We start from the raw sequence: 20763 nt of genomic DNA on the forward strand, positions 1-20763 counted from the left end.
GTAGAATGGAAATTCGGAAGGCGGGGAGGATACGGGATGAAGGCAAAATCGACAATTGTTGTGGATGCGGATTCCTGCCCCGTCAAACAGCAAATTCAAGAAACGGCTTTTGCAATGGGGGTTCCCGTTGTGTTGGTTGCGTCCTATGACCATTTGCTGCTGCCGAAGGATGGCGTACAAGTCATTCAGGTGGACCGCAGCGACCAATCCGTGGATTTGTATATCGCCAACAGCGTATCGTCTGGCGATATCGTCGTAACGGGAGATTTTGGACTGGCCTGCATTGTTATTGGCAAAGGCGCAATCGTATTATCGCCTCGCGGCGAGCAATACACGGAAGACAACATCGATTATTTGATGGATCGGCGGCACGAAAGCGCCCGCCGGCGTCGGGCCGGAGGCAAAACAAGAGGGCCAAGAGCCATGAGCGAAGCCGACAGACAACTTTTTCAACAAAAGTTGACAAAAGTTTTGCATGAACAGCAGGAGAAATGTGAGCTTTAGCGAATATTATCTTAGAACTCCAAGCGAATCCCGTTTGAGCTTGGGATGAAGGTGATGAACGATGACATACGGTAAAATACCGGAAGAGGTCATTGACGCTGTCCGCAAGCGTCATGACATTGTAGACACGGTCGGGAAATACGTTCATCTCACGAAGCAAGGCAAATATATGAAGGGGTTGTGTCCGTTTCACTCCGAAAAGACGCCTTCCTTTACCGTCACGCCTGAATTGCAAATTTTTCATTGCTACGGGTGCGGAAAAAGCGGCAACGTTATTCGGTTTGTAGAAGAGATGGAGGGGTATTCATTCCCGGAAGCGGTACGGGTATTGGCTGAAGAAGCCGATATTCCAGTGACCTGGACTTCGGATGGAGGGACGCAGCAGGACCCGACCCGCCAGAAGCTGGTCGAAGCCCATGAGCTGGCCGTCAAGTTCTATCATTATTTTCTGAATAATGCCAAGCAGGGAGAAAAGGCCAAGCGTTATCTCCGGGATCGGGGAATGAGCGACAAGCTGATCGATCAATTCATGATTGGATGCGCTCCCGATGATTGGGATGTATTGACCAAGTTTTTGATTGGTCGCGGCTATGATCCCGTCTTGCTGGAACAAGGCGGATTAATCTCCGCCAAAAATGACGGCAGTGGTTATGTGGACCGGTTCCGCGGAAGAATCATGTTCCCGCTATATGACGCCAATGGCAAGGCTTCGGCCTTTGCTGCGCGCATCGTGGACGAGGGATCGCCCAAGTATTTGAACTCTCCGGAAAGCAGGCTTTTCGTCAAAAGCCGCACGCTTTACAATCTGCATCTGGCGAAAGCCGCCATCCGCAAACGGAAACAGGTCGTGCTTTTTGAAGGGTATATGGATGTCATTAAGGCCTGGCAAGCCGGAGTGGATAACGGAATTGCAACGATGGGAACGGCGCTGACTGAGGAGCATTGCTCCATGATGCGCCGTCATGCGGAGGAGGTTCTTCTCTGCTATGACGGCGACGATGCGGGACAAGCTGCCGCTTTCAAAAATATTCCGCTGCTCGAGGCCGCCGGACTTAAGGTGGTAATGGCCGTTTTGCCGAAGGGCAAAGACCCCGATGATTATATAAGCGAATACGGTCCGGACGCCTTCCTGAGGGAAATTATCGACAGTCCGGTTTCAGTTACAAAATTTAAGCTTATATATTCAAGGAAAAACCATATACTGCTAAAAGAAGAGGGACGCAAGAATTACCTGATGGAAGCAGTAGAAATTGTAGCCGGCGTGGAGTCCTCCACGGAACGCGAAGTCTATTTGAAGGAATTATCCCGCGAGTTCGACATTTCGCTTGACGCGCTGAAGCAGGATTGCCATGGAATACGAATGGAACTGCAAAAAAAGAAACCGCAAAGGGATAATAACGACAATTCGTGGAATAATGGTAGGAATGAAAAGCGCCGTGCGCCCGGTGCTCCCAAGATTTTGCCTGCTTACATGTATGCGGAGCGGAGACTGCTGCATGTGATGATGCAGGATCAAGAGATCGCCGAAATTGTGCATGAGCGTGTGGGAGATGCCTTTAATGCAAGGGATCACGCCGCGCTTGCCGCTTATTTGTACGCCTACTACGCACAAGGCTACGAGCCGGACGCCGCCCGGTTTGTGCAAACCCTTGAGGACCCCGGTCTGGAGGAGACGGCATCTTCCATTCTGCTGATGGAAGACAACTCGTCCCGGGATGAAACGTCGCTCAATGCATATATTGAAACCATTCTGAGGGAGCCGTTGCTTCGGAATATTGAACGCAAGAAAGAAGAGTTTGCACGCGCCGAGCGCGCAGGCGATGCCTTGACGGCAGCGCAGCTGGGCATTGAGATTATAACCCTGGAAAGAGGGCTTAAAGGTTGACCGGATGGTTGTTTCCAGGGAGGAGGGAGTCGGAATATGGCGAATGATCAACATACTGAGCTGGATACCGAGCAAAAGTTGGATCACGTGAAGGATCAGCTCATTGAGCAGGGCAAAAAAAGATCCTCCTTAACGTATAAAGAAATTATGGAGAAACTGTCTCCCTTTGATCAGGACCCGGAGCAGATCGACGAGTTTTTTGAGCAGCTTGACGATTTAGGCATCGAGGTATTGAACGAAAGCGATGAGGAGAATCCCCTCAGACCGGCTGCTGAAGAGCAGGAGCGCGAAAGCGACGATTTTAATTTCGACGATGATTTGGCATTGCCGCCGGGCATTAAAATCAACGATCCCGTCAGAATGTATCTGAAGGAAATCGGTCGTGTGCCGCTTTTGTCTGCGGATGATGAAATCGAGCTTGCAATCCGGATCGAAAATGGCGACGAGGAGGCGAAGCGCCGACTTGCTGAAGCTAATCTTCGTCTTGTCGTCAGCATTGCCAAGCGTTATGTAGGCAGGGGCATGTTATTCCTGGACTTGATTCAGGAAGGCAATATGGGCTTGATCAAGGCGGTTGAAAAGTTCGACCACCAGAAGGGCTTCAAGTTCAGTACCTACGCAACCTGGTGGATTCGCCAGGCCATTACGCGGGCGATCGCGGATCAGGCGCGTACTATCCGGATCCCGGTTCATATGGTTGAAACCATTAACAAGCTGATACGCGTTTCGCGTCAGCTGCTGCAAGAGCTTGGGCGTGAACCCACGCCGGAAGAAATTGCGGTTGAAATGGAGCTAAGCACGGAGAAGGTCCGCGAAATCATGAAGATCGCTCAAGAGCCCGTATCGCTGGAAACTCCTATTGGGGAAGAAGACGATTCGCATCTTGGAGACTTTATCGAGGATCAGGAAGCGCTGGCGCCCGCAGATGCTGCTGCCTACGAACTGCTCAAGGAACAGCTTGAGGATGTGCTCGACACGCTTACTGAACGTGAGGAAAACGTGCTTCGCCTTCGTTTCGGTCTGGATGACGGTCGTACTCGTACGCTGGAGGAAGTGGGCAAAGTATTTGGCGTAACGCGCGAGAGAATTCGGCAGATTGAAGCCAAGGCCCTTCGCAAGCTTCGCCATCCAAGCCGCAGCAAACGGCTTAAAGACTTTCTGGAATAACGGCACTATGCCGAAAATCGACCTTTCTGCGTTTGCAGCGAGGTCTTTTTTTCAGATGAGAACAAGGCAAGGACAGGAAAGGATGGCGTCCAATGGAACAGGATCGCAGAGCAATCGTTCTCAAGGAAATACAGCATTGGAGTCGCAGTAAGCTGTTGCCTGAGCAATATTGCGAATTTCTGCTTAATCTGTACAGCGATCCCGAAACACCAAGGCAAGCGCCGCAGCCGAATCATGCCGTCGGTAAAGCGATAGCAGCGGTGCAACGGGCAACAGGCAAACAATGGTTGCTTACTTTTGGAACTTTTACCTTAATTTCCTTTGTTGTGCTTTATTTTAGCTCTTTTCATCCGGCATTGCAAATCGGAATTGTTTTGCTTGGCACACTGGCTTTTTTATGGTTCGGCCATCGGTTCAGAGACCGCAGCAAGGCGATGTCCAGCATGTTGGTTAGCGTAGGGGCGCTGTTGTTGCTTGGCGGCGGATTACATATTCTGGAGCTTCATGAGCTAGACGCCTGGGGCTGGAAAATGGGCGTATTGGGCGGCTGTGCGCTTTTCTGGATCATATACGGCATTTGGAGAAAACTCCCTATGCTGCACTTATGCGGCTGGTTGTCCTCGCTGGTGCTGTATGGCTGGCTGCTTTCACGCTTGGATCAAGTGCCGGCATGGTACGAGGTACAGCTTTATTGGCTTCCGATCGCCATTTTGTTTGGCTGGAGCAGCTGGTTTCTGCATCGCTTCAGCAAATCGGTTGCTGCCGTTATGTTTGTTGTTTGCGCGCTTGCCTGGTTTCTTCCGGAATTGTATACGCAGCTTGTTGTTCATGATTCCGCATGGCTGCAATTGCAGCTGATTGCAAAAATCGCGTTAGGGGGCGGACTTCTCTTCACCCTGCGCAAACAATGGATGGTGTGGGTAACCTAATGATTGAATTGTCAAAACGTCTGCGGCTTGTCGCGGATTACATTCCTCAAGGCGCGGTGTTGGCGGATATCGGTTCCGACCATGCGCTGCTGCCTGTTTATATGCTGCAAAGCGGAAAAATTTCAAAAGCCATTGCCGGAGAGGTTAATCCAGGGCCGTTCCAGGCGGCGCAAAAAGCTGCTCTGTCCGCTGGTCTTGCGGACAGGCTGTCCGTTCGCCGGGGCGATGGACTGGCCGTTCTTGAGCCAGGTGAAGCCGATGTCGTTTCGATAGCGGGCATGGGCGGCGCTTTGATGTCTTCCATCCTGGAAGCGGGACGGGCAGCCGGAAAGCTGGAAGGCGTCTCCGAGTTGGTGCTTCAGCCCAATATCGGCGAGGATGCAGTCAGAGTGTGGCTATTGAGCCATAATTGGTATTTGGAAGATGAAAACATTTTGGAGGAAGACGGCAAAACCTATGAAGTGCTTCATGCGGTGCGCGACGAGGAAGCAAGTCTCAAAAATGAGGCGCTTTATGACGGCGCTTTTTTGCCCGTACCGTTGCATCCTGAGCTCAAAAAAATGATTTTGATCAGAATGGGGCCCCATTTGCTGCGTCAGCCAACAACTGTGCTAACGGAAAAATGGCAGTCTGAAATAATCAAGCTGGAGCGAATTTGGGGACAGATGGCAGAGTCCAGCGGGCAGGAAGCTCTGGTGAAGCGTGAGCAGTTCCGGAAGGAAATTGACCTATTGAAGGAGGTGCTGGATTGTTTGCCAACGGACAAACCATCATTTCGTTAATGGAGCAGCTGGCTCCAAAGCATTATGCGGTTGAAAACGACAAAATCGGATTGCAGCTGGGCACTTTGTCCAAGGAGGTGCCGAAGGCGCTTGTTGCTTTGGACGTGACTGACGAGGTGGTGGATGAAGCTATCGCGCTGGGAGCCAATCTGATCATCGCCCATCATGCCATCATTTACCGTCCGCTTGCGAAGCTGGATACGTCGACTCCGGCGGGCAAGCTTTACGAAAAGCTGATCAAGCATGATATTGCCGTCTACATTTCCCATACCAATCTGGATGTAGCGGAAGGCGGCATCAACGACTGGCTTGCGGATCAAGCCGGGATAGAGGAAAAGGGGCGGCGGTCTCTGGAGGATATCCATACCGATAAACTGTACAAGCTGGTTGTGTTTGTGCCGGAGTCCCATCTTGAAGAGGTGCTGCAAAGCATCTGGCGCACGGGAGCTGGCGAAATCGGCAATTACAGCTGCTGCAGCTTTACGAGCAAAGGAACGGGAACCTTTTTGCCAGGTGAAGGCACCAATCCGTTTATCGGATCTCAAGGGCAGCTTGAACGGGCGGACGAAGTCCGAATCGAAACCATTGTTCCGTACAGCCTGCACCGCAAGACGGTCAGCGCCATGCTAAAAGCCCATCCCTACGAAGAGGTGGCTTATGACCTGTATCCCGTCGATTTGAAGGGCAGGACCTTCGGATTAGGCCGCTGTGGCAAGCTCAAGCAGCCAACTACACTGGAAGAGCTGGCGTTTAAGCTGAAAGCGGCGTTTGAAGTGCCAACATTGCGTGTGGTAGGGCCTCTGGACCGTCAAATTAATAAAGCTGCCGTTCTTGGCGGAGCGGGGGCTCGCTATGTCAACCGGGCGATGTTTGCGGGTGCGGATGTTCTCATTACGGGAGATATCGATTATCATACAGCCCACGATGCTTTAGCAGCAGGCATGACCATTATCGACGCAGGCCACAATATTGAAAAAGTGATGAAGCAGAAGGTAGCGGATTGGCTGAACGATAAGCTTTCGAAGAGCAAATCAAACACGGAGGTTGTCGCCTCCCGATTAAGTACAGAGCCGTTTGTGTTTATCTAGCTTTTTCCTGTTGAGCTTTGCAGCAATACCCTGTATAATATTTCTGTTACGGAAAGTTTGACAGACAATCGCTGGCAGCCTCGTTGCTGCGAGAGGAAAGTCCGGGCTCCACAGGGCAGGATGCTGGATAACGTCCAGTCAGCGCGAGCTGAAGGATAGTGCCACAGAAATGGACCGCCGATGGCCCCCGCAAGGGCTGGCACAGGCAAGGGTGGAACCGTGGTGTAAGAGACCACGAGGAGTACAGGTGACTGTATTCCTGGTAAACCCCATCTGGAGCAAGACCGAGAGGATGTGGCAGCCGCAAGGCTGCAGCCTTAGCCCGAGGCGCATCCGGGTTGGTTGCTTGAGCTGTTCAGCAATGGACGGCCTAGATAGATGATTGTCGCTTCCTAGTGGGAGGGTCGTTCCCGTTTGTACCACCAGAAGTACAGAACCCGGCTTACGGCAAACTTTCCGCACGACCATACTAAAGACAAAAGACATGAGTCTGCATAACGCGGAGATCATGTCTTTTTTTACATGAATTGATTTTTTTTCATACTACATGAGCTAATAAAAAAATGGGGGGGCATATGCCCTCCCTCATAGTTTCACTACTTAAGATCCAACGCGCTCCAGCTTCCGTTTCACTTGTTGGGGGAAGGTCTGCAAGGCGCCGCCGTAATTGGCAGCGGCTTGAAGCGCTTTGTCGACGTCTATTTCGCCATGGCCAAAATAATTGTCTTTGCCTGCTTTTCCGAGATCTCTGGCGGATACGCGCATAATTTCCATCACTTCCTCATTGCTGAGCTCGGGGTTAATGGAGCGGATCAATCCTGCCAAAGCGGCGACATGCGGGCTAGCCATTGACGTGCCGGACAAGGCTGCGTATTGGCTGCCGGGATAAGTGCTGGCGATGCTGTCGCCAGGCGCCGCTACATCGATATAATCGCCGTAATTGGAGAAGGAGGCTTTCTGGTCGTTGCTCGCTGTTGCCGCCACCGCAAAAACTTCAGGGTATGCTGCCGGATAGCCGGGACGGTCTGTGTTGTCGTTGCCGCTTGCCGCAATTAAAACAACATCGCGCTCGTACGCATATTTGATGGCGTCATGCAGAAAGTCCGCTTTGGCGTAATTGCCAAGGCTCATATTAATCACTTTGGCTCCATGGTCGACCGCCCAAATAATGCCTTGAGCCACGGAGTAGGTCGAGCCTGCGCCGGAGCTGTCCAGCACTTTAATGGGCATGATTTTGTTAAACCAGGAAACGCCGGCCACTCCTTCGCCGTTATTGACGGCTGCTCCGATAATTCCGGCTACATGCGTGCCGTGTCCAACGTCGTCATCAGGCGTTTTCCCCGTATTGACGATATTTGTCCCATCAAGCAGCCTGCCTTTTAGATCGGGGTGGCTGCTCTGAACGCCGGTGTCGAGCACGGCGATTACAACCCCCTCGTCGCCCCGCGAAAGCGTCCAGCCCTGCTCTACGGCAATGGAGGGCAAATTCCATTGGTATTGGGAATACAATGCGTCATTGGGCACGATTTTGGCTGCCCGTTCATCATTCGTCAAATAGAGGTAATGGGGCTCTGTATATTCAATTTTCCAGTTGTTCTGAAAATACTGGATCAGATTGTCGGCTTCCACCTTATCGGATCGGAAAACGTACGTGTCGCCAAGCTGCTGAATAACCGCAGCGCCTACATCGGCTTTAATTTTGGACAATTGCTCGGGGGTAGGCTGGGCTGCAAAATGGACAACCGCATCCTTGACGTGATAATGGCTGGCATTGCCGTTGTCTTCGCCCGTCCGCACGGTTGTGTCCACGGTGGAATTCGGTTTGACGGATTCAATCCGGTAATTGCCTTCGGCCGGATAGGGGATCAGGCGCAAATTGCGCTTCTGGTGCATTTCAACCTGCTTGACGATATCTTGCTTCATGATGCCGACAATACCATGCCCGCTCCCGGTTTGATCGGGAACGCCCAACACAACGTAGCGGCTGCCGTCGCTGGACTCAAACGGCTTGGATTCATAGTTCGCGCCTTTTGCAATCTTTTTAGCGGCTTCCGCGCTGTAGATCTGCGCGTCGTCCTTGGCGGATGGCGGCAGCTTGCCCCATTGCACGTCCTTGCCCGCTCCTATCCAACGGATATGGGAAAGATGAGGGTGCTCTTTCATCAACGCCTTGATTTCGCCTTCTGCCTTCTTGGGGGAATCTCCGTCTGCCGCCATAATGTTGCGGAAGTCCTTGGCGCATTCCAGCAACATCAGAGTAGCCGTGGCGTCCATATCGTTTTGCAGGGCCGCCAGCTTAAGCCTTTGTTCCTTATTGGCGGAGAAAGGTACGGTTTTGGGCGGAGAGTCGCCGTCTTTTAGAAAAAACGGGGTGGCCGGTATTAATAATGCTGCCGCGGCCAAAATCACAAAAGCAGCGGTCCATTTTGATTTGCGCATGAGAAATCCTCCGTCTTGTGATAAAATGAGATGCATTAACCTTAGAGTCGCATCTGCGTCACTAAATTATGCGGACATTTTCACAATTCAGATACCGTTTCACTGGAATTTGTGGTACGATGTTGATGTTTATAGTTTTTTTGTGTGCAATGTAGAAAGGGGAACTACCACCATGCCATCAACGAACGTTAAAGCGCTGACGGAATCCACTCGCGACAAACTAAAGGAAGCGGTTGAACAGCTGGAGCCGTTTCTGAATCAGAATGCTTTATCCCAGCTTGTAGGAGATCAAAGCGAAGAAGCGGCTGAGCTTTTTTACAAGGGTCTGCTGTCTGATCTGCGCCATCTGCTTGTTTTTTCGGAAGTTGCTGTTGAAAAGCTGGGCGTTCTGCTCAGAAGGCCCAATTTCGATAATGAGTATGGTGAACGCGTATTGTATGAAGCGTATCATCAATGCGTCAACGCTTTCTTTTATCCTAAAAACGAATGTTATTCCGAAGATGGGCGTTACGCTTACACGGGACAGGATGCTATCCGTTTCCGGTACAAGCCGGTTCGGGAGGCGCGCAATATCGTTCTGGGCGTTTCCAAAATTTTCGAAGATTTGCGCGATGACTTGTCTTACTACGAAAGTGACTACATGACCCAGCGCCGTATGCAGGGACAAAAATAAGGCAGAATGAATTGCCTCCGCTTGAGGGAAACTCCTTAGCGGAGGTGATTTTTATGCCAAAGGGCGTTTCCTGCAGCGTAGCAAACTGCTCGTTTTGGGAAGAAGGCAATCAATGTGTAGCAAATGCCATTGCCATTGATATCGATCAACATTCATCACCGTCATTCCATGAAGAATTTTCCAGCGACCGTTTAGGTCTGCCCCATGAGGATTTGGCCAAGGAGTCTGCCGCTACCTGCTGCAACACCTTTAAACCAAAGGAGGATTGAGGAGACATGAGCGGTCATAACAACCACGGCAACGAACATCGTCATGAAAAAGACGCGGATCATCACAACCATGCTGCGTCGGAACTTCATTCGGAAAACAATATCGTTCAAGGAAATTTGGCCGGCGATGGCCATGCCCCTGTCAGCGACGTGACGGAGCGTCATGAGGAAGCCGCAGCGGAGAGCCACGTAGATGGAGGAAGCTATGGCGCCGATATACTGGAACGTTCCGGCGGAGGAAGCATAATTCCGGGTGGAATGGCAGCTTTTAACGAGGAAATCGGCGCGGACTTTGCCTACGGCATGCCGATCACCGGCAAGGATGATGCCGTGCAAAGCCGTTCCTCCGACCGAGCGGAGGGAGACCGAAGCGCTTCCGGCTCCGCTGTAGGCTGGGTCGCATTGGTATTTGCCATTGCTTCCTGGCTGATCTGGCCGATGCTGATGGGTATTACCTCGGTCGTCCTGGGCTTTATTGCTTACCGTCAAGGCGCTAAAGGATTAGGCAGCTGGAGTATTGCGCTTGGTCTGATCGCAATCGTCATCCGGTTGATTGCCGCGCCATTGTTTGCCATGTAGGGATATAATCCGTCATACAGCTTTTGGTCAAATTCGTGAAAAAAGCTGGGCTCTTCCAAACGGGAGAGCCCGCTTTACGGTTCTATGCCAAAAAATATGGTAGAATGGAAATGAAAATAGAAATGGAAGATTCATGGAAATCTTATTATATACATTCCTGTTGGAAGGAAAGAAAAGCTCGCTAGAGTTGTACGTTCGGGAGGTATAGACATGATTATAGATATAGCTAATGTAACCTGGGAACGGGGAGACAGCACCATATTGGATAACGTTGGCTGGCAGGTTAAGCCGGGCGAGCATTGGTGTTTGCTTGGCTTGAACGGCTCGGGAAAAACAACGCTGCTTAATATGGTTAACGGATATATATGGCCTACGTCGGGATCTGTCAGCGTATTGGGACATGCCTTCGGCGAATATGACTTGCGTGAGCTTCGTAAAGAAATTGGCTGGGTCAGCACTTCGCTCCAGCAACGGCTGTACGGTAGAGAAATTGCGCTAAAAACAGTTCTGAGCGGCAAAAATTCCACAATCGGCGTTTATGATGAAATGCTTCCCGAGGATCTGGAGCGGGCGGCAGAGCTGATGGATCGGCTTGGCTGCTCCGCCCTCAAGGATAGAACCTATGAGACGCTATCGCAGGGACAGCGTCAGCGTATTCTTATCGCACGGGCTCTGATGGGTAATCCGAGGCTCCTTATTCTGGATGAACCTAGTACGGGGCTGGATCTGTTTGCGAGAGAGCAGCTGCTGGAGATGATCTCTACGATTGCTGGCGAAGAGCAAGCGCCAACCATTATTTATGTCACTCATCATGTGGAAGAAATCATGCCGATCTTCACCCACACGTTGCTGCTCAAGGATGGCAGGGTTTATGCTGCGGGAGAAACGGCGAATGTTCTGACAACGGACCAAATGAGTTCTTTTTTTGATGTTCCGATAGCCATAGAGACAAGGAATGGTCGGTATTGGCCGACAATCGGGCTGAATCCATGACCGAGGCCGTGGAAAACAGCAAAACTTCTTGGCCACGGCTAATGATCGCGTGGCTAAAGGATCGGTTTGCCAAACGTCTTGATAGAGAGGGTTTCCTTTCCCGATTTGCAACCGGAAGCTTAGCGTTATTCGGAGCGGTTGCCATGTCCCTGCAAGTTTCCGGTATTCCAACAGGACTTGGAACCATACCGGATCAGCTAATCTTTTTAACGATGGCGGCTTTGCTTGGTTGTGCAGCTTGTTATGTCCTGACTCTGCTTTTTTCGATGGTCTATTTGCCTCTGCCTAGAAGACTCAGCTCATTGTTTGTTCTGATAGGGGCAGAAACCTATTTAATGCTTCATTACGCCGAATTTGGCTGGAAAGTAAGTCTCGTGCTGAGTCTATCTTATGCTGTCTTGGGTCTTGCTTCAGGCTTCTTGTTGGGTATTCTGGTTAAAAGCGGACTTCGATCCTGGATTAAACTGGGGGCTGCGGCTGTAACGGGCGTGTTGGCGGCGCTGCTGCTGAATGCTTTTCTTTGGGCTGGCCCTGAGGAATGGCCTGAGCGTTTCCCAAAAGAAGCATTGCTGGAAACGATGGAGCTGGATGTGGCCGACCCATCGCAGTCTGGACAATTTGAAGTGGATTTTTTTTCATACGGCAGCGGCTCTGACCGGCATCGAGAGTTGTTTGGTGATGACAGCAGCTATGAAACGGCCCCGGTTAATGCGTCATCGTACATAAAAGAATGGCCTTGGCTGCGGTCTTTGTTTTGGGGGTTCGACCAAAAGAACCTGCCGCTTAACGGCAGAGTATGGATGCCTGCCGAAGAAGGAACATATCCGCTTGCCCTCATTGTTCATGGCAATCATCTGATGGAGGATTTTTCAGACGATGGTTATGGCTATTTGGGCGAGCTGCTTGCCAGCAAGGGGATAATTGCGGTATCGGTAGATGCCAACTTTCTTAACTTTTCCGTTTGGTCTGGCATTCCTGAGGAAGACATGAAAGTCCGGGCATGGCTTCTATTAAAGCATCTGCAAGTCATTCATAATCTTGACGAATCGGGAGCAACTGCTTTTTCCGACTCCGTTGACTGGAGCAACGTAGCGCTGATCGGCCATTCGCGAGGCGGGCAGGCGGCGGCGATGGCGGCTGATTGGCCGCGATGGTTCGACGAGGATTCGGAATTGCAGGGGCTGGAGGAGATGGATATTACAACCGTTGTGGCAATCGCTCCGGTTGATCGGGCGGTTGATGATGAATATGCGGAATTGAGGGATGTTAATTATTTGACGATTCAGGGCGCAAAGGATGCGGATGTCAATAATTTTTACGGAGACCGGCAATATAATAGAGTGACGTTCAGCGGCAGCAAGGAACGTTTCAAAGCATCGCTGTATATCGAAAATGCCAATCATAGCCAGTTTAATACAAGCTGGGGACGCATGGACGAACGTCTCCCGGGCGGGTTGTTTCTGAACAGCAGGAACCTGCTGTCGCAAGGGGAACAGCAAAAAATCGCCCAAGTTTATGTCTCCTCTTTCCTTGAAGCGACGCTGCAAGGCAATGAAAGCTATAAGGGGCTGTTTCAGGACTACCGAAGCGGCGAACAATGGCTGCCGGATACAACGCGTTATTTGAGCCGGTACGAAGGCGCTGATTTTGTGGAAGTGACCCGCTTTCAAGATCATGCTCCATTGGTCGAGGCAACATCGTCTTCGGATGTGACGGTTATCGAAGACGAAAGCGTACGGGACAGGGATGGCAACGTCAAGGGAACAACGGGACTGGTGCTGGAGTGGGAGGAACCGGGAGCAACCTTCGAAATTCAGTTGTCGGAGGAGGCTGAACGCCAACTGGAGCAACTGGATGGAGGCAGCCTGGTTTTTGCAGTGTCGAATTTGGAATGGGATTTGATCGCTCCCGGTCTGGAAGAGTCCGAACTTATCGCGGATGAACGTTCCGCCGCTAATGATTCGGGACATGCAGGAGATCGTGTCGATTCGGCAGAAGCAGAAGACGATGTCCTTCCCCCATTGCCGGTGGTTGAGGTTGTACTGACGGAACGTTCCGGAGGGGAGCTGACTTTGCTCCTTGATGATATAGCACCAATCGATCCGCCTGCCTACACATCGTTTTTATCGATGTCATGGCTGGAAGGGGAAATAAAAAACAGAAAATACGGCAAACCGGTGGAAGAGGTGCTGAGGACGGTTGTTGCCCCCATTAGCTTATTTGGCGACACTCAAGGCGGAGAGCAGGATCGTTCCGCGCTCAGCCCGTCGGACATCAAGTCCATTACATTCCGCTTTTTGAGCGGTCCCGGAAAAATAAGAATTGATGAAATCGGATTTTTGCCTGAAGGAGGCTCTTATGTACAATACAACTCATGATGGACTCCAGGAGGAGCAGGAGCGGGTAAACGGCCTTGTGAGGCTGATTGGGAATCGAATTGATAATCTGACGACAAAAACCAGCGGCATTCGTGGTGAAATTGTAGATATCCGCCGCAATTTCTGGGACGATGTAACCGTTAATTTCGAGGACTCCGCGGAGTCAGCCGAAACACATGCCAGCATGAAACAGCAAGCAGAGCTGCTATCGGAGCGGGAGCGCAGCCATAAGCATATGGAACGGGAACTGCAGACGCTTCTTAAGCTGGAGCAGAATCCCTACTTCGGCCGTATCGACATCGTTGAAGATGGAGAGAAGGATGCCAAGCCGGATGCCATCTATCTGGGCATCGGTTCCTTGCTGGATGACTCCGGCGAGCAATACCTTATTTATGATTGGCGTGCGCCAGTCTCCAGCCTTTATTACGATTATGGTCCCGGCCGGGTGTCCTACCAAACGCCTGCCGGCGAAATAACCGGCGAGATGACGCTGAAACGCCAATATATGATCCGCAACGGCAAAATAAAAAGCATGTTCGATACGGGAGTAACGATCGGCGACGAATTGCTTCAAGAGGTGCTTGGCAAAGGCTCCGATGCGGCAATGAAAAGCATCGTTGCCACGATCCAAAGCGAACAAAATGCGATCATCCGCAATGAAAAAGCCAAATTGCTAGTCGTGCAGGGGGCCGCGGGCAGCGGCAAAACATCAGCCGCCCTGCAGCGCGTAGCGTATTTGCTATATCGCTATCGCGGTCATTTAAGCGCGGAGCAGATTGTGCTCTTTTCGCCAAATCCGATGTTCAACAGTTATGTTTCCAGCGTCTTGCCGGAGCTGGGAGAGCAAAATATGACGCAAACGACGTATCAGCAATACCTGGAGCATCGGCTGGGTGAACAGTTTGAACTCGAGGATCCTTTCCTTGGTCTTGAAGAAATGCTGAACGCGCCTCAAGACGCCGAGCTGGAGATCAGAAGGGCCGGCATCGTTTATAAATCCGGAATGCCATTTATGGATCAAATCGACCGTTATGTTCAAACGCTTGGCGCGTCCGGCATTCAGTTCAAGGATATTCGTTTTCGCGGAAAAACAATTATTGGAGCCAAGGATATCGCCCGCCAGTTCTATTGTCTGGAGTCTTCAATGACCATTCCGAACCGGCTGCAAAAATTGGCGATTTGGCTGTTGAAGGAACTGTCGAAAATTTCCAAGGATGAACAGAGCAAAGAATGGGTTGACGAAGCCATCGAACTGCTTGATACTCATAATTACGGGAGCGCTTATGAGGAGCTTCGGGGCAAAGGGAAATTTTCGGATTTTTCATTTGACGATTACCAATCGGAGCGGCAATTTTTGGCGGCCCAAGTTGTGCAAAAGAAGTTCAAGAAGCTGCGCCGCGGCGTTAAGCTGCTAAAATTTGTGGACATGCCGGAAATTTACAAAGCATTGTTCCGGAACGGAGTTGATTCGCCAGCTCAACGTTTTGATTCGGACGAATCGGCGCCTTATCCGCCGGATTGGCCGCAAATTTGCAGCAATAGCCTGAAAAAGCTTAATGCTGGCGTGATGAGCTATGAGGATGCTACTCCTTATTTATATTTAAAAGAAAAGCTGGAGGGTTTCCATACCAACACGACAGTTAAGCATCTTTTTATCGACGAGGCGCAGGATTATTCCCCCTTCCAATTTCATTATTTGAAACGGATTTTTCCGCGAAGCAGCATGACGGTGCTGGGAGATTTCAACCAGAGCATTTTTGCCCATGGCACAGGCGACATACATGGGGATGCAGCTTCGGGGCTGTTTCCGCAAGAGGAATGCGAAAGAATTGTGCTGAAGCGGAGTTATCGCTCGACCAGGCAAATCGTTGACTTTACGAGGAAAATGGTTCCGGGCGGCGAAGAGATCATTCCATTTAACCGCACCGGTCCCGAGCCGGTCATTGAATACTCTGACTCGGCGCATCAGCCCGAGCGGCTAAGCGCAAAGCTCCGGTCCTGGCATTCCGAAGGTTATGAATCGCTGGCCATTATTTGCAAGACCGCGCTTGAAAGCGAGGAAGTGCATAAAGCGCTGCTTCCACTGCTGCCAGAGATCCGGCTGATTCAGAAAGAAACGTCCACTTTCATAAAAGGAATGGTTGTTATTCCGGTCTATCTGGCAAAAGGCGTCGAATTTGATGCGGTCGTTATTGCAAACGCGGGAAGCTCGGTTTACAGCCGAGAGAGCGAACGCAGGTTGTTCTATACGGCTTGCACCCGCGCGATGCATGAACTGCATTTGTTGTCGATCGGCAATCTGACTCCTTTTTCACCTTAAGACTCGTATTGGGATAAACCGTAATTGACACTGATACATATCGGAAAAGCCGTATGCAACGGCTTTTCCCAACAAACAAGGGGGAACTTAAAGTGGAAACATGCGGAATAGCGGGCTGCGACAAGTCGGTCAAAGCCAAGTCGCTTTGTGCCATGCATCATCAACGGATGCTGCGGCACGGCGATCCAAATACGGTACGGCCTCGTCGAATTAAAAAAACGGTAGAGTGCAGTTGGGTCAATTGCGGGGAACAAGCCGTGTCTAAAGGTTTTTGTTCCAGGCATTATTATATTCACCGCGTCTCAGTCGCAAAGGGCTCCAGATAATGCGACGCTCCTTCAAGTCCATGTGATATTTTCTGACATAAAACCTCGCAATCCTCTATAAAAAAATGAAAACGTGCTGTTTCTTTTTCAAAGATGCATGTATAATAAAAGAAATAAACGGCTCCGGGAGGTGATGCAGCGCATGACTCTCAGCATAAAAGACGGCTTGACCGAGGAAGAGCTTTACTTGTTCAATACGGGGTCGTCCTACCACAGCTACCGGTTTATGGGAGCCCATCTCAAAAAACAGGATGGCGTGGAAGGCGTTCGTTTTGCGGTGTGGGCCCCCCATGCGGCATCCGTTTCGGTTGTTGGCGATTTCAACGGCTGGAACGGCGGCGAACATATTATGGTTCCGTTCGGCAATACCGGAGTACACATCTTATTTATTCCCCGTCTAGGAGAAGGGGAATTCTACAAGTACGAGCTGCTGACGGCAAGGGGCGAAACCCTTGTCAAGTCTGATCCTTATGCTTTCTACAGCGAACGGCGTCCCGGCACGGCATCCATTGTTGCCAACGTCCTGGACTACGATTGGGATGAAGGCTCATGGCAGGAGCATAAAGCCTCATTACCCCCTTATTCAAATCCTCTCCTTATTTATGAGGTTCATGCTGGTTCCTGGAAGATTAAAGGCAAAGAATATTTTTATACGTACGAAGAGCTGGCTGCGGAGCTTGTGCCTTATGTGGCGAAAATGGGATATACCCATATTGAGCTTATGCCGCTGGCCGAGCACCCTCTTGACCAGTCGTGGGGTTATCAGATCATCGGATTTTATAGCCCGACCAGCCGATACGGTACGCCTCGCCAGTTGAAAAAGCTGGTGGAAAGCTGCCATCGACATAACATCGGCGTCATTCTGGACTGGGTGCCGGGTCATTTCTGCAGGGATAGCCACGGCTTGCGGCTATTTGACGGAGAACCCCTATTTGAAAGCGCGATTCCGGGACTTGCGGAGCTTCCGCTCTGGGGGACGACAGCATTTGACTTTTCCGTTCATGAGGTTGCAAGCTTCCTCATTTCCAATGCGGTTTTTTGGATGGACGTTTATCACATTGACGGCTTGCGGGTCGACGCGGTCGCCAACATGCTGAATCTGCACATGGACAAACCACACCACTTGCTAACATACAATAAGCTTGGCGGCAGAGAAAATCTGGACGCGTTGGCTTTCCTCAAAAAATTGAATGAAACGGTGTTTCATTATTACCCCGATACGTTGATGCTGGCCGAGGATTCATCGGCATGGCCGGCTGTAACTTCACCGACCTACCTTGGAGGTCTCGGCTTTAATTTCAAATGGAATATGGGCTGGATGAACGACTCGCTCCGATACATGGAGCTGGAGCCGGATCAGCGGCCAAGCTATCATCATCTCATCACCTTCTCGCTTTGTTATGCGTTCTCCGAAAATTACGTGCTTCCGCTTTCCCATGACGAGGTTGTTCACGGGAAGCGCTCGCTTCTAAACAAAATGCCCGGTACTTACAACGAAAAATTCCATCAACTGCGGTTGTTCTATGGTTACTGGATTTCCCATCCAGGTAAAAAATTGCTTTTTATGGGAGGAGAGTGGGGCCAGTTTGACGAATGGAAAGATGGAGACCAGCTTGACTGGATGGTTCTTCAATACGACTCTCACGCCGCCATGCGGGAATACGTTGCCGCGCTGAATGCCGCTTATCGCAACACGCCGTCATTGTGGGAGCGGGATGCCGAACCGGAAGGTTTTGAGTGGGTCGATGTTCATAATGCCGAACACGCCATCATATCCTTTATCCGGCGAGGTTTCTCCAGTTCGTCGCTTGCAATTGCCAATTTTTCGCGCCGGGCTCATGCCGATTACCGTGTTGGCGTTCCGGAGCAAGGCGTATACAAAATGGTCATCAACAGCGACGACAGTACCTACGGCGGAAGCCGGAGTGACGTTTTGGAGTCATTAGTTTCCGAGGATATTCCGTGGCACGGCCGGGACCAAAGCATCTGTCTTAAACTGCCCCCATTTACCTTCATACTGCTCACCAAGGCGTGTATGTAAACGACTAGCCATTAGGGGACACACATTCTAACAAGGAGTTGTTGTCAATGGGCCGTAAAGAAATGGTTGCCATGCTGCTTGCAGGAGGCGAAGGCAAAAGATTGGGGGTGTTGACCAAGGATTTGGCCAAACCCGCCGTCTATTTTGGAGGCAAATACCGGATAATTGACTTTACGCTCAGCAATTGCGCGCATTCCGGCATTGACACGGTTGGCGTGCTGACGCAATATCAGCCGTTGGAGCTCAATCGGTATCTGGGCATTGGAACACCTTGGGGACTTGACCGCCGCGACGGCGGCATGGCTATTTTGCCGCCGTTCGTCAAGCAGAAGGGCGGCGTATGGTATAAGGGAACGGCTAACGCGATTTATCAAAACATGGGCTTTATCGAGCGGTACGACCCGGAATATGTGTTGATCATATCCGGCGACCATATTTACAAAATGGACTATGACCTCATGCTGCAGCATCACAAGCGCTCTAAGGCGGACGTAACCATCGCGGGTATTCAGGTGGATTGGAAGGAAGCAAGCCGCTTTGGCGTAATGCACATCGATGACGAGGACCGGATTACGGCCTTTGAGGAAAAACCGAAAAACCCCACCAGCAATATTGCGTCAATGGGCGTTTATATTTTTACCTGGAAGGCTCTTCAAAAATATTTGATCTATGACGAGGCGAACCGGGGCTCCTCACATGATTTCGGCAAAGATTTGATTCCCGCGATGATGCGCGACGGCTTGCGTCTTCATTCCTATCCTTTCAAGGGGTATTGGAAGGATGTCGGAACGATAGAGAGTCTATGGGAAGCCAACATGGATTTGCTGGATGACAGCTCCCCCCTGAATTTGCATGATCCCTCCTGGCGGATCTACTCCGTCAGCCCCAATCGTCCGGCCCAATTCGTTTCGGCAACGGCGGAGCTGTCCGGCTCCATTGTGACGGAGGGTTGCATACTGGAAGGGAAGGTGGACAGCTCCGTTTTATTTTACGGGGTGACCGCGGAGCGGGGGAGCGTCATTAAGGAATCCGTCATTATGCCCAATGTGGTCATTGGCGCGGGAGCGCAAATCTACCGTGCGATTATTGGCGAAGGAGCGGTCATTCAGGCAGGGGTAGTGATAGGCGATCCCGCTGACGATGCCATTACCGTTGTAGCCGTGGAGCAGTACGTTACAAGCGATCATGACCTTCAGGAGGTGGAGCAGCCATGAAGCACCATGTACTCGGCGTCATCAATCTCATTCACGAATCCGATGAGCTGGAATCCTTGACCCAAGGGCGCTGCCTGGCAACCGTGCCGTTTGGAGCGCGCTATCGCCTGATCGATTTTGTTCTCTCCAGCATGGTAGGTTCGGGCATTAGCAAGGTTGCCGTGTTTGCCCATACCAAATACCGTTCCCTGATGGATCATTTGGGTTCCGGCAAGCATTGGGATTTGCAGCACAGGCAGAGCGGATTGTTTATCCTTCCGCCGGCCACGGACGATATTCAGGAGATCAGCAGAGGCGATCTCTATCATTTCTATCAGCATCGGGACTATTTTAACCGCTCCCCCTTGGAATATGTCGTCATTACGAGAAGCCATATGGTATGCAATATCGATTTTGAAAAGGTGCTGGCCTTCCATGTGGAAAAAGGAGCCGACATCACGGTTGTATGCAAGCGGCACGACGAAGAGCTGGCGGGCAAAGCCCGTAAAGTGCGAATGGATGAAGACGGCCGCATTACCGCCATCCAGGACCATTACGGCCGGATGCTGAGCGACGTCAGCAGCATGGAAATGTACATTATGCGCAAAGACCTGCTGATGGAGCTGGTAGAAACCTCGTTGGCGCAAGGTCAGGACCATCTGGTGCGCCATGCGATTTTCTCCAGGCTTGATCAACTGAACGTTTACGCCTATATGTACGAGGGCTACCTTGGCGTGGTCAACACGCTCGCTAGCTATTACGCCAACAACAAGAAGCTTCTGGACCCCGACGTGTGGCGCCAGCTCTTCTTCCAGCCTGGTCCCATCTTCACTAAAGGCAAGGATGAGCCGCCGGCCCGTTATTGTGAAGGCTCGTCCGTTACCAACAGCCTCATCGCAAACGGCTGCCGGATCGAAGGCACGGTAATCAACAGCGTTATTTTCCGGGGCGTGCATGTGGAGCGGGGCGCGGTTGTAAAGGACAGCATTATTATGCAAAATGGCCAAATCGGCGCAGGAAGCAGCGTTCAATACAGCATTCTGGACAAGGATGTGGTAATCGAAAGCAACCGGGATATTCGGGGAGCGGAGTCGCTGCCGTTTCTGGCGGCCAAGCGCAAGGTGATCTGACGGCGGGCAGGCAGATGAGGATTGAAACACCCTCAAATAGAGAATAGGACTGGAGGTTATGGAGAGT

At 51.1% G+C, this 20763-nt stretch carries 17 protein-coding genes and 1 other RNA gene; 17 read left to right on the top strand and 1 reads right to left on the bottom strand.

Annotated elements, in window-relative coordinates:
- Window positions 1-36: 36 nt before the first annotated feature.
- The 7 genes from ACX93W_RS01250 (at window position 37) to rnpB (ending at window position 6815) form a co-directional block, all read left to right on the top strand.
- On the top strand, window positions 37-504 hold the full coding sequence (locus ACX93W_RS01250) for a YaiI/YqxD family protein (protein ID WP_459390506.1): 468 nt from the start codon (window positions 37-39) through the stop codon (window positions 502-504).
- Window positions 505-565: 61 nt separating this feature from the next.
- Complete coding sequence (dnaG, locus tag ACX93W_RS01255) at window positions 566-2389, top strand: DNA primase (protein WP_459390507.1); 1824 nt, start codon at window positions 566-568, stop codon at window positions 2387-2389.
- Window positions 2390-2425: 36 nt separating this feature from the next.
- Window positions 2426-3556: an RNA polymerase sigma factor RpoD gene (rpoD, locus tag ACX93W_RS01260; protein ID WP_459390508.1), complete on the top strand. Its 1131-nt coding sequence runs from the start codon at window positions 2426-2428 to the stop codon at window positions 3554-3556.
- A 92-nt stretch (window positions 3557-3648) separates the two neighbouring features.
- The gene (locus ACX93W_RS01265) at window positions 3649-4485 is read left to right on the top strand and encodes a hypothetical protein (protein WP_459390509.1); all 837 of its coding nucleotides are present in this window, start codon (window positions 3649-3651) and stop codon (window positions 4483-4485) included.
- Complete coding sequence (locus ACX93W_RS01270) at window positions 4485-5267, top strand: tRNA (adenine(22)-N(1))-methyltransferase (protein WP_459390510.1); 783 nt, start codon at window positions 4485-4487, stop codon at window positions 5265-5267. The genes ACX93W_RS01265 and ACX93W_RS01270 overlap by 1 nt, the downstream gene beginning before the upstream one ends.
- Window positions 5234-6355, top strand: coding sequence for a Nif3-like dinuclear metal center hexameric protein (locus ACX93W_RS01275; protein ID WP_459390511.1), 1122 nt, complete (start codon window positions 5234-5236; stop codon window positions 6353-6355). The genes ACX93W_RS01270 and ACX93W_RS01275 overlap by 34 nt, the downstream gene beginning before the upstream one ends.
- A gap of 52 nt (window positions 6356-6407) precedes the next feature.
- Window positions 6408-6815: RNase P RNA component class A (rnpB, locus tag ACX93W_RS01280), an RNA gene on the top strand.
- Between the two features lie 140 nt (window positions 6816-6955).
- Here rnpB and ACX93W_RS01285 read toward each other — a convergent pair.
- Window positions 6956-8794, bottom strand: a complete 1839-nt coding sequence (locus ACX93W_RS01285) for a S8 family peptidase (protein ID WP_459390512.1) — start codon at window positions 8792-8794, stop codon at window positions 6956-6958.
- 172 nt (window positions 8795-8966) lie between these two features.
- Between ACX93W_RS01285 and ACX93W_RS01290 the strand changes: the two genes are divergently transcribed.
- From ACX93W_RS01290 to glgD, 10 genes are all read left to right on the top strand, one after another.
- On the top strand, window positions 8967-9467 hold the full coding sequence (locus tag ACX93W_RS01290) for a YpuI family protein (RefSeq protein WP_459390513.1): 501 nt from the start codon (window positions 8967-8969) through the stop codon (window positions 9465-9467).
- 53 nt (window positions 9468-9520) lie between these two features.
- Window positions 9521-9736, top strand: a complete 216-nt coding sequence (locus tag ACX93W_RS01295; RefSeq protein ID WP_459390514.1) for a DUF1540 domain-containing protein — start codon at window positions 9521-9523, stop codon at window positions 9734-9736.
- Window positions 9737-9742: 6 nt separating this feature from the next.
- Window positions 9743-10315 carry a hypothetical protein gene (locus ACX93W_RS01300; RefSeq protein ID WP_459390515.1) on the top strand — a complete coding sequence of 191 codons (573 nt, stop codon included), beginning with the start codon at window positions 9743-9745 and terminating at the stop codon, window positions 10313-10315.
- Between the two features lie 210 nt (window positions 10316-10525).
- The gene (locus ACX93W_RS01305) at window positions 10526-11308 is read left to right on the top strand and encodes an ABC transporter ATP-binding protein (protein WP_459390516.1); all 783 of its coding nucleotides are present in this window, start codon (window positions 10526-10528) and stop codon (window positions 11306-11308) included.
- Window positions 11281-13686 carry an alpha/beta hydrolase gene (locus ACX93W_RS01310; RefSeq protein ID WP_459390517.1) on the top strand — a complete coding sequence of 802 codons (2406 nt, stop codon included), beginning with the start codon at window positions 11281-11283 and terminating at the stop codon, window positions 13684-13686. Before ACX93W_RS01305 ends, ACX93W_RS01310 begins: the two co-directional genes overlap by 28 nt.
- Entirely contained in the window at window positions 13667-16006 is a 2340-nt protein-coding gene (gene helD / locus ACX93W_RS01315) for an RNA polymerase recycling motor HelD (protein ID WP_459390518.1), read from the top strand. Before ACX93W_RS01310 ends, helD begins: the two co-directional genes overlap by 20 nt.
- Window positions 16007-16098: 92 nt before the next feature.
- Entirely contained in the window at window positions 16099-16332 is a 234-nt protein-coding gene (locus ACX93W_RS01320; protein ID WP_459390519.1) for a hypothetical protein, read from the top strand.
- A 142-nt stretch (window positions 16333-16474) separates the two neighbouring features.
- On the top strand, window positions 16475-18373 hold the full coding sequence (gene glgB, locus ACX93W_RS01325; protein WP_459390520.1) for a 1,4-alpha-glucan branching protein GlgB: 1899 nt from the start codon (window positions 16475-16477) through the stop codon (window positions 18371-18373).
- 47 nt (window positions 18374-18420) lie between these two features.
- Window positions 18421-19587 carry a glucose-1-phosphate adenylyltransferase gene (locus ACX93W_RS01330; protein ID WP_459390521.1) on the top strand — a complete coding sequence of 389 codons (1167 nt, stop codon included), beginning with the start codon at window positions 18421-18423 and terminating at the stop codon, window positions 19585-19587.
- The gene (gene glgD / locus ACX93W_RS01335; protein WP_459390522.1) at window positions 19584-20696 is read left to right on the top strand and encodes a glucose-1-phosphate adenylyltransferase subunit GlgD; all 1113 of its coding nucleotides are present in this window, start codon (window positions 19584-19586) and stop codon (window positions 20694-20696) included. The genes ACX93W_RS01330 and glgD overlap by 4 nt, the downstream gene beginning before the upstream one ends.
- Window positions 20697-20763: the final 67 nt, after the last annotated feature.

Source organism: Paenibacillus sp. CAU 1782, assembly GCF_054551715.1.

Coding starts and splice junctions, on each gene's coding strand:
- helD (WP_459390518.1), top strand. CDS start 13,667: ATGTACAATACAACTCATGATGGACTCCAGGAGGAGCAGGAGCGGGTA.
- glgB (WP_459390520.1), top strand. CDS start 16,475: ATGACTCTCAGCATAAAAGACGGCTTGACCGAGGAAGAGCTTTACTTG.
- ACX93W_RS01285 (WP_459390512.1), bottom strand. CDS start 8,794: ATGCGCAAATCAAAATGGACCGCTGCTTTTGTGATTTTGGCCGCGGCA.
- ACX93W_RS01250 (WP_459390506.1), top strand. CDS start 37: ATGAAGGCAAAATCGACAATTGTTGTGGATGCGGATTCCTGCCCCGTC.
- ACX93W_RS01295 (WP_459390514.1), top strand. CDS start 9,521: ATGCCAAAGGGCGTTTCCTGCAGCGTAGCAAACTGCTCGTTTTGGGAA.
- ACX93W_RS01290 (WP_459390513.1), top strand. CDS start 8,967: ATGCCATCAACGAACGTTAAAGCGCTGACGGAATCCACTCGCGACAAA.
- ACX93W_RS01265 (WP_459390509.1), top strand. CDS start 3,649: ATGGAACAGGATCGCAGAGCAATCGTTCTCAAGGAAATACAGCATTGG.
- glgD (WP_459390522.1), top strand. CDS start 19,584: ATGAAGCACCATGTACTCGGCGTCATCAATCTCATTCACGAATCCGAT.
- rpoD (WP_459390508.1), top strand. CDS start 2,426: ATGGCGAATGATCAACATACTGAGCTGGATACCGAGCAAAAGTTGGAT.
- ACX93W_RS01305 (WP_459390516.1), top strand. CDS start 10,526: ATGATTATAGATATAGCTAATGTAACCTGGGAACGGGGAGACAGCACC.
- ACX93W_RS01330 (WP_459390521.1), top strand. CDS start 18,421: ATGGGCCGTAAAGAAATGGTTGCCATGCTGCTTGCAGGAGGCGAAGGC.
- ACX93W_RS01270 (WP_459390510.1), top strand. CDS start 4,485: ATGATTGAATTGTCAAAACGTCTGCGGCTTGTCGCGGATTACATTCCT.
- ACX93W_RS01300 (WP_459390515.1), top strand. CDS start 9,743: ATGAGCGGTCATAACAACCACGGCAACGAACATCGTCATGAAAAAGAC.
- dnaG (WP_459390507.1), top strand. CDS start 566: ATGACATACGGTAAAATACCGGAAGAGGTCATTGACGCTGTCCGCAAG.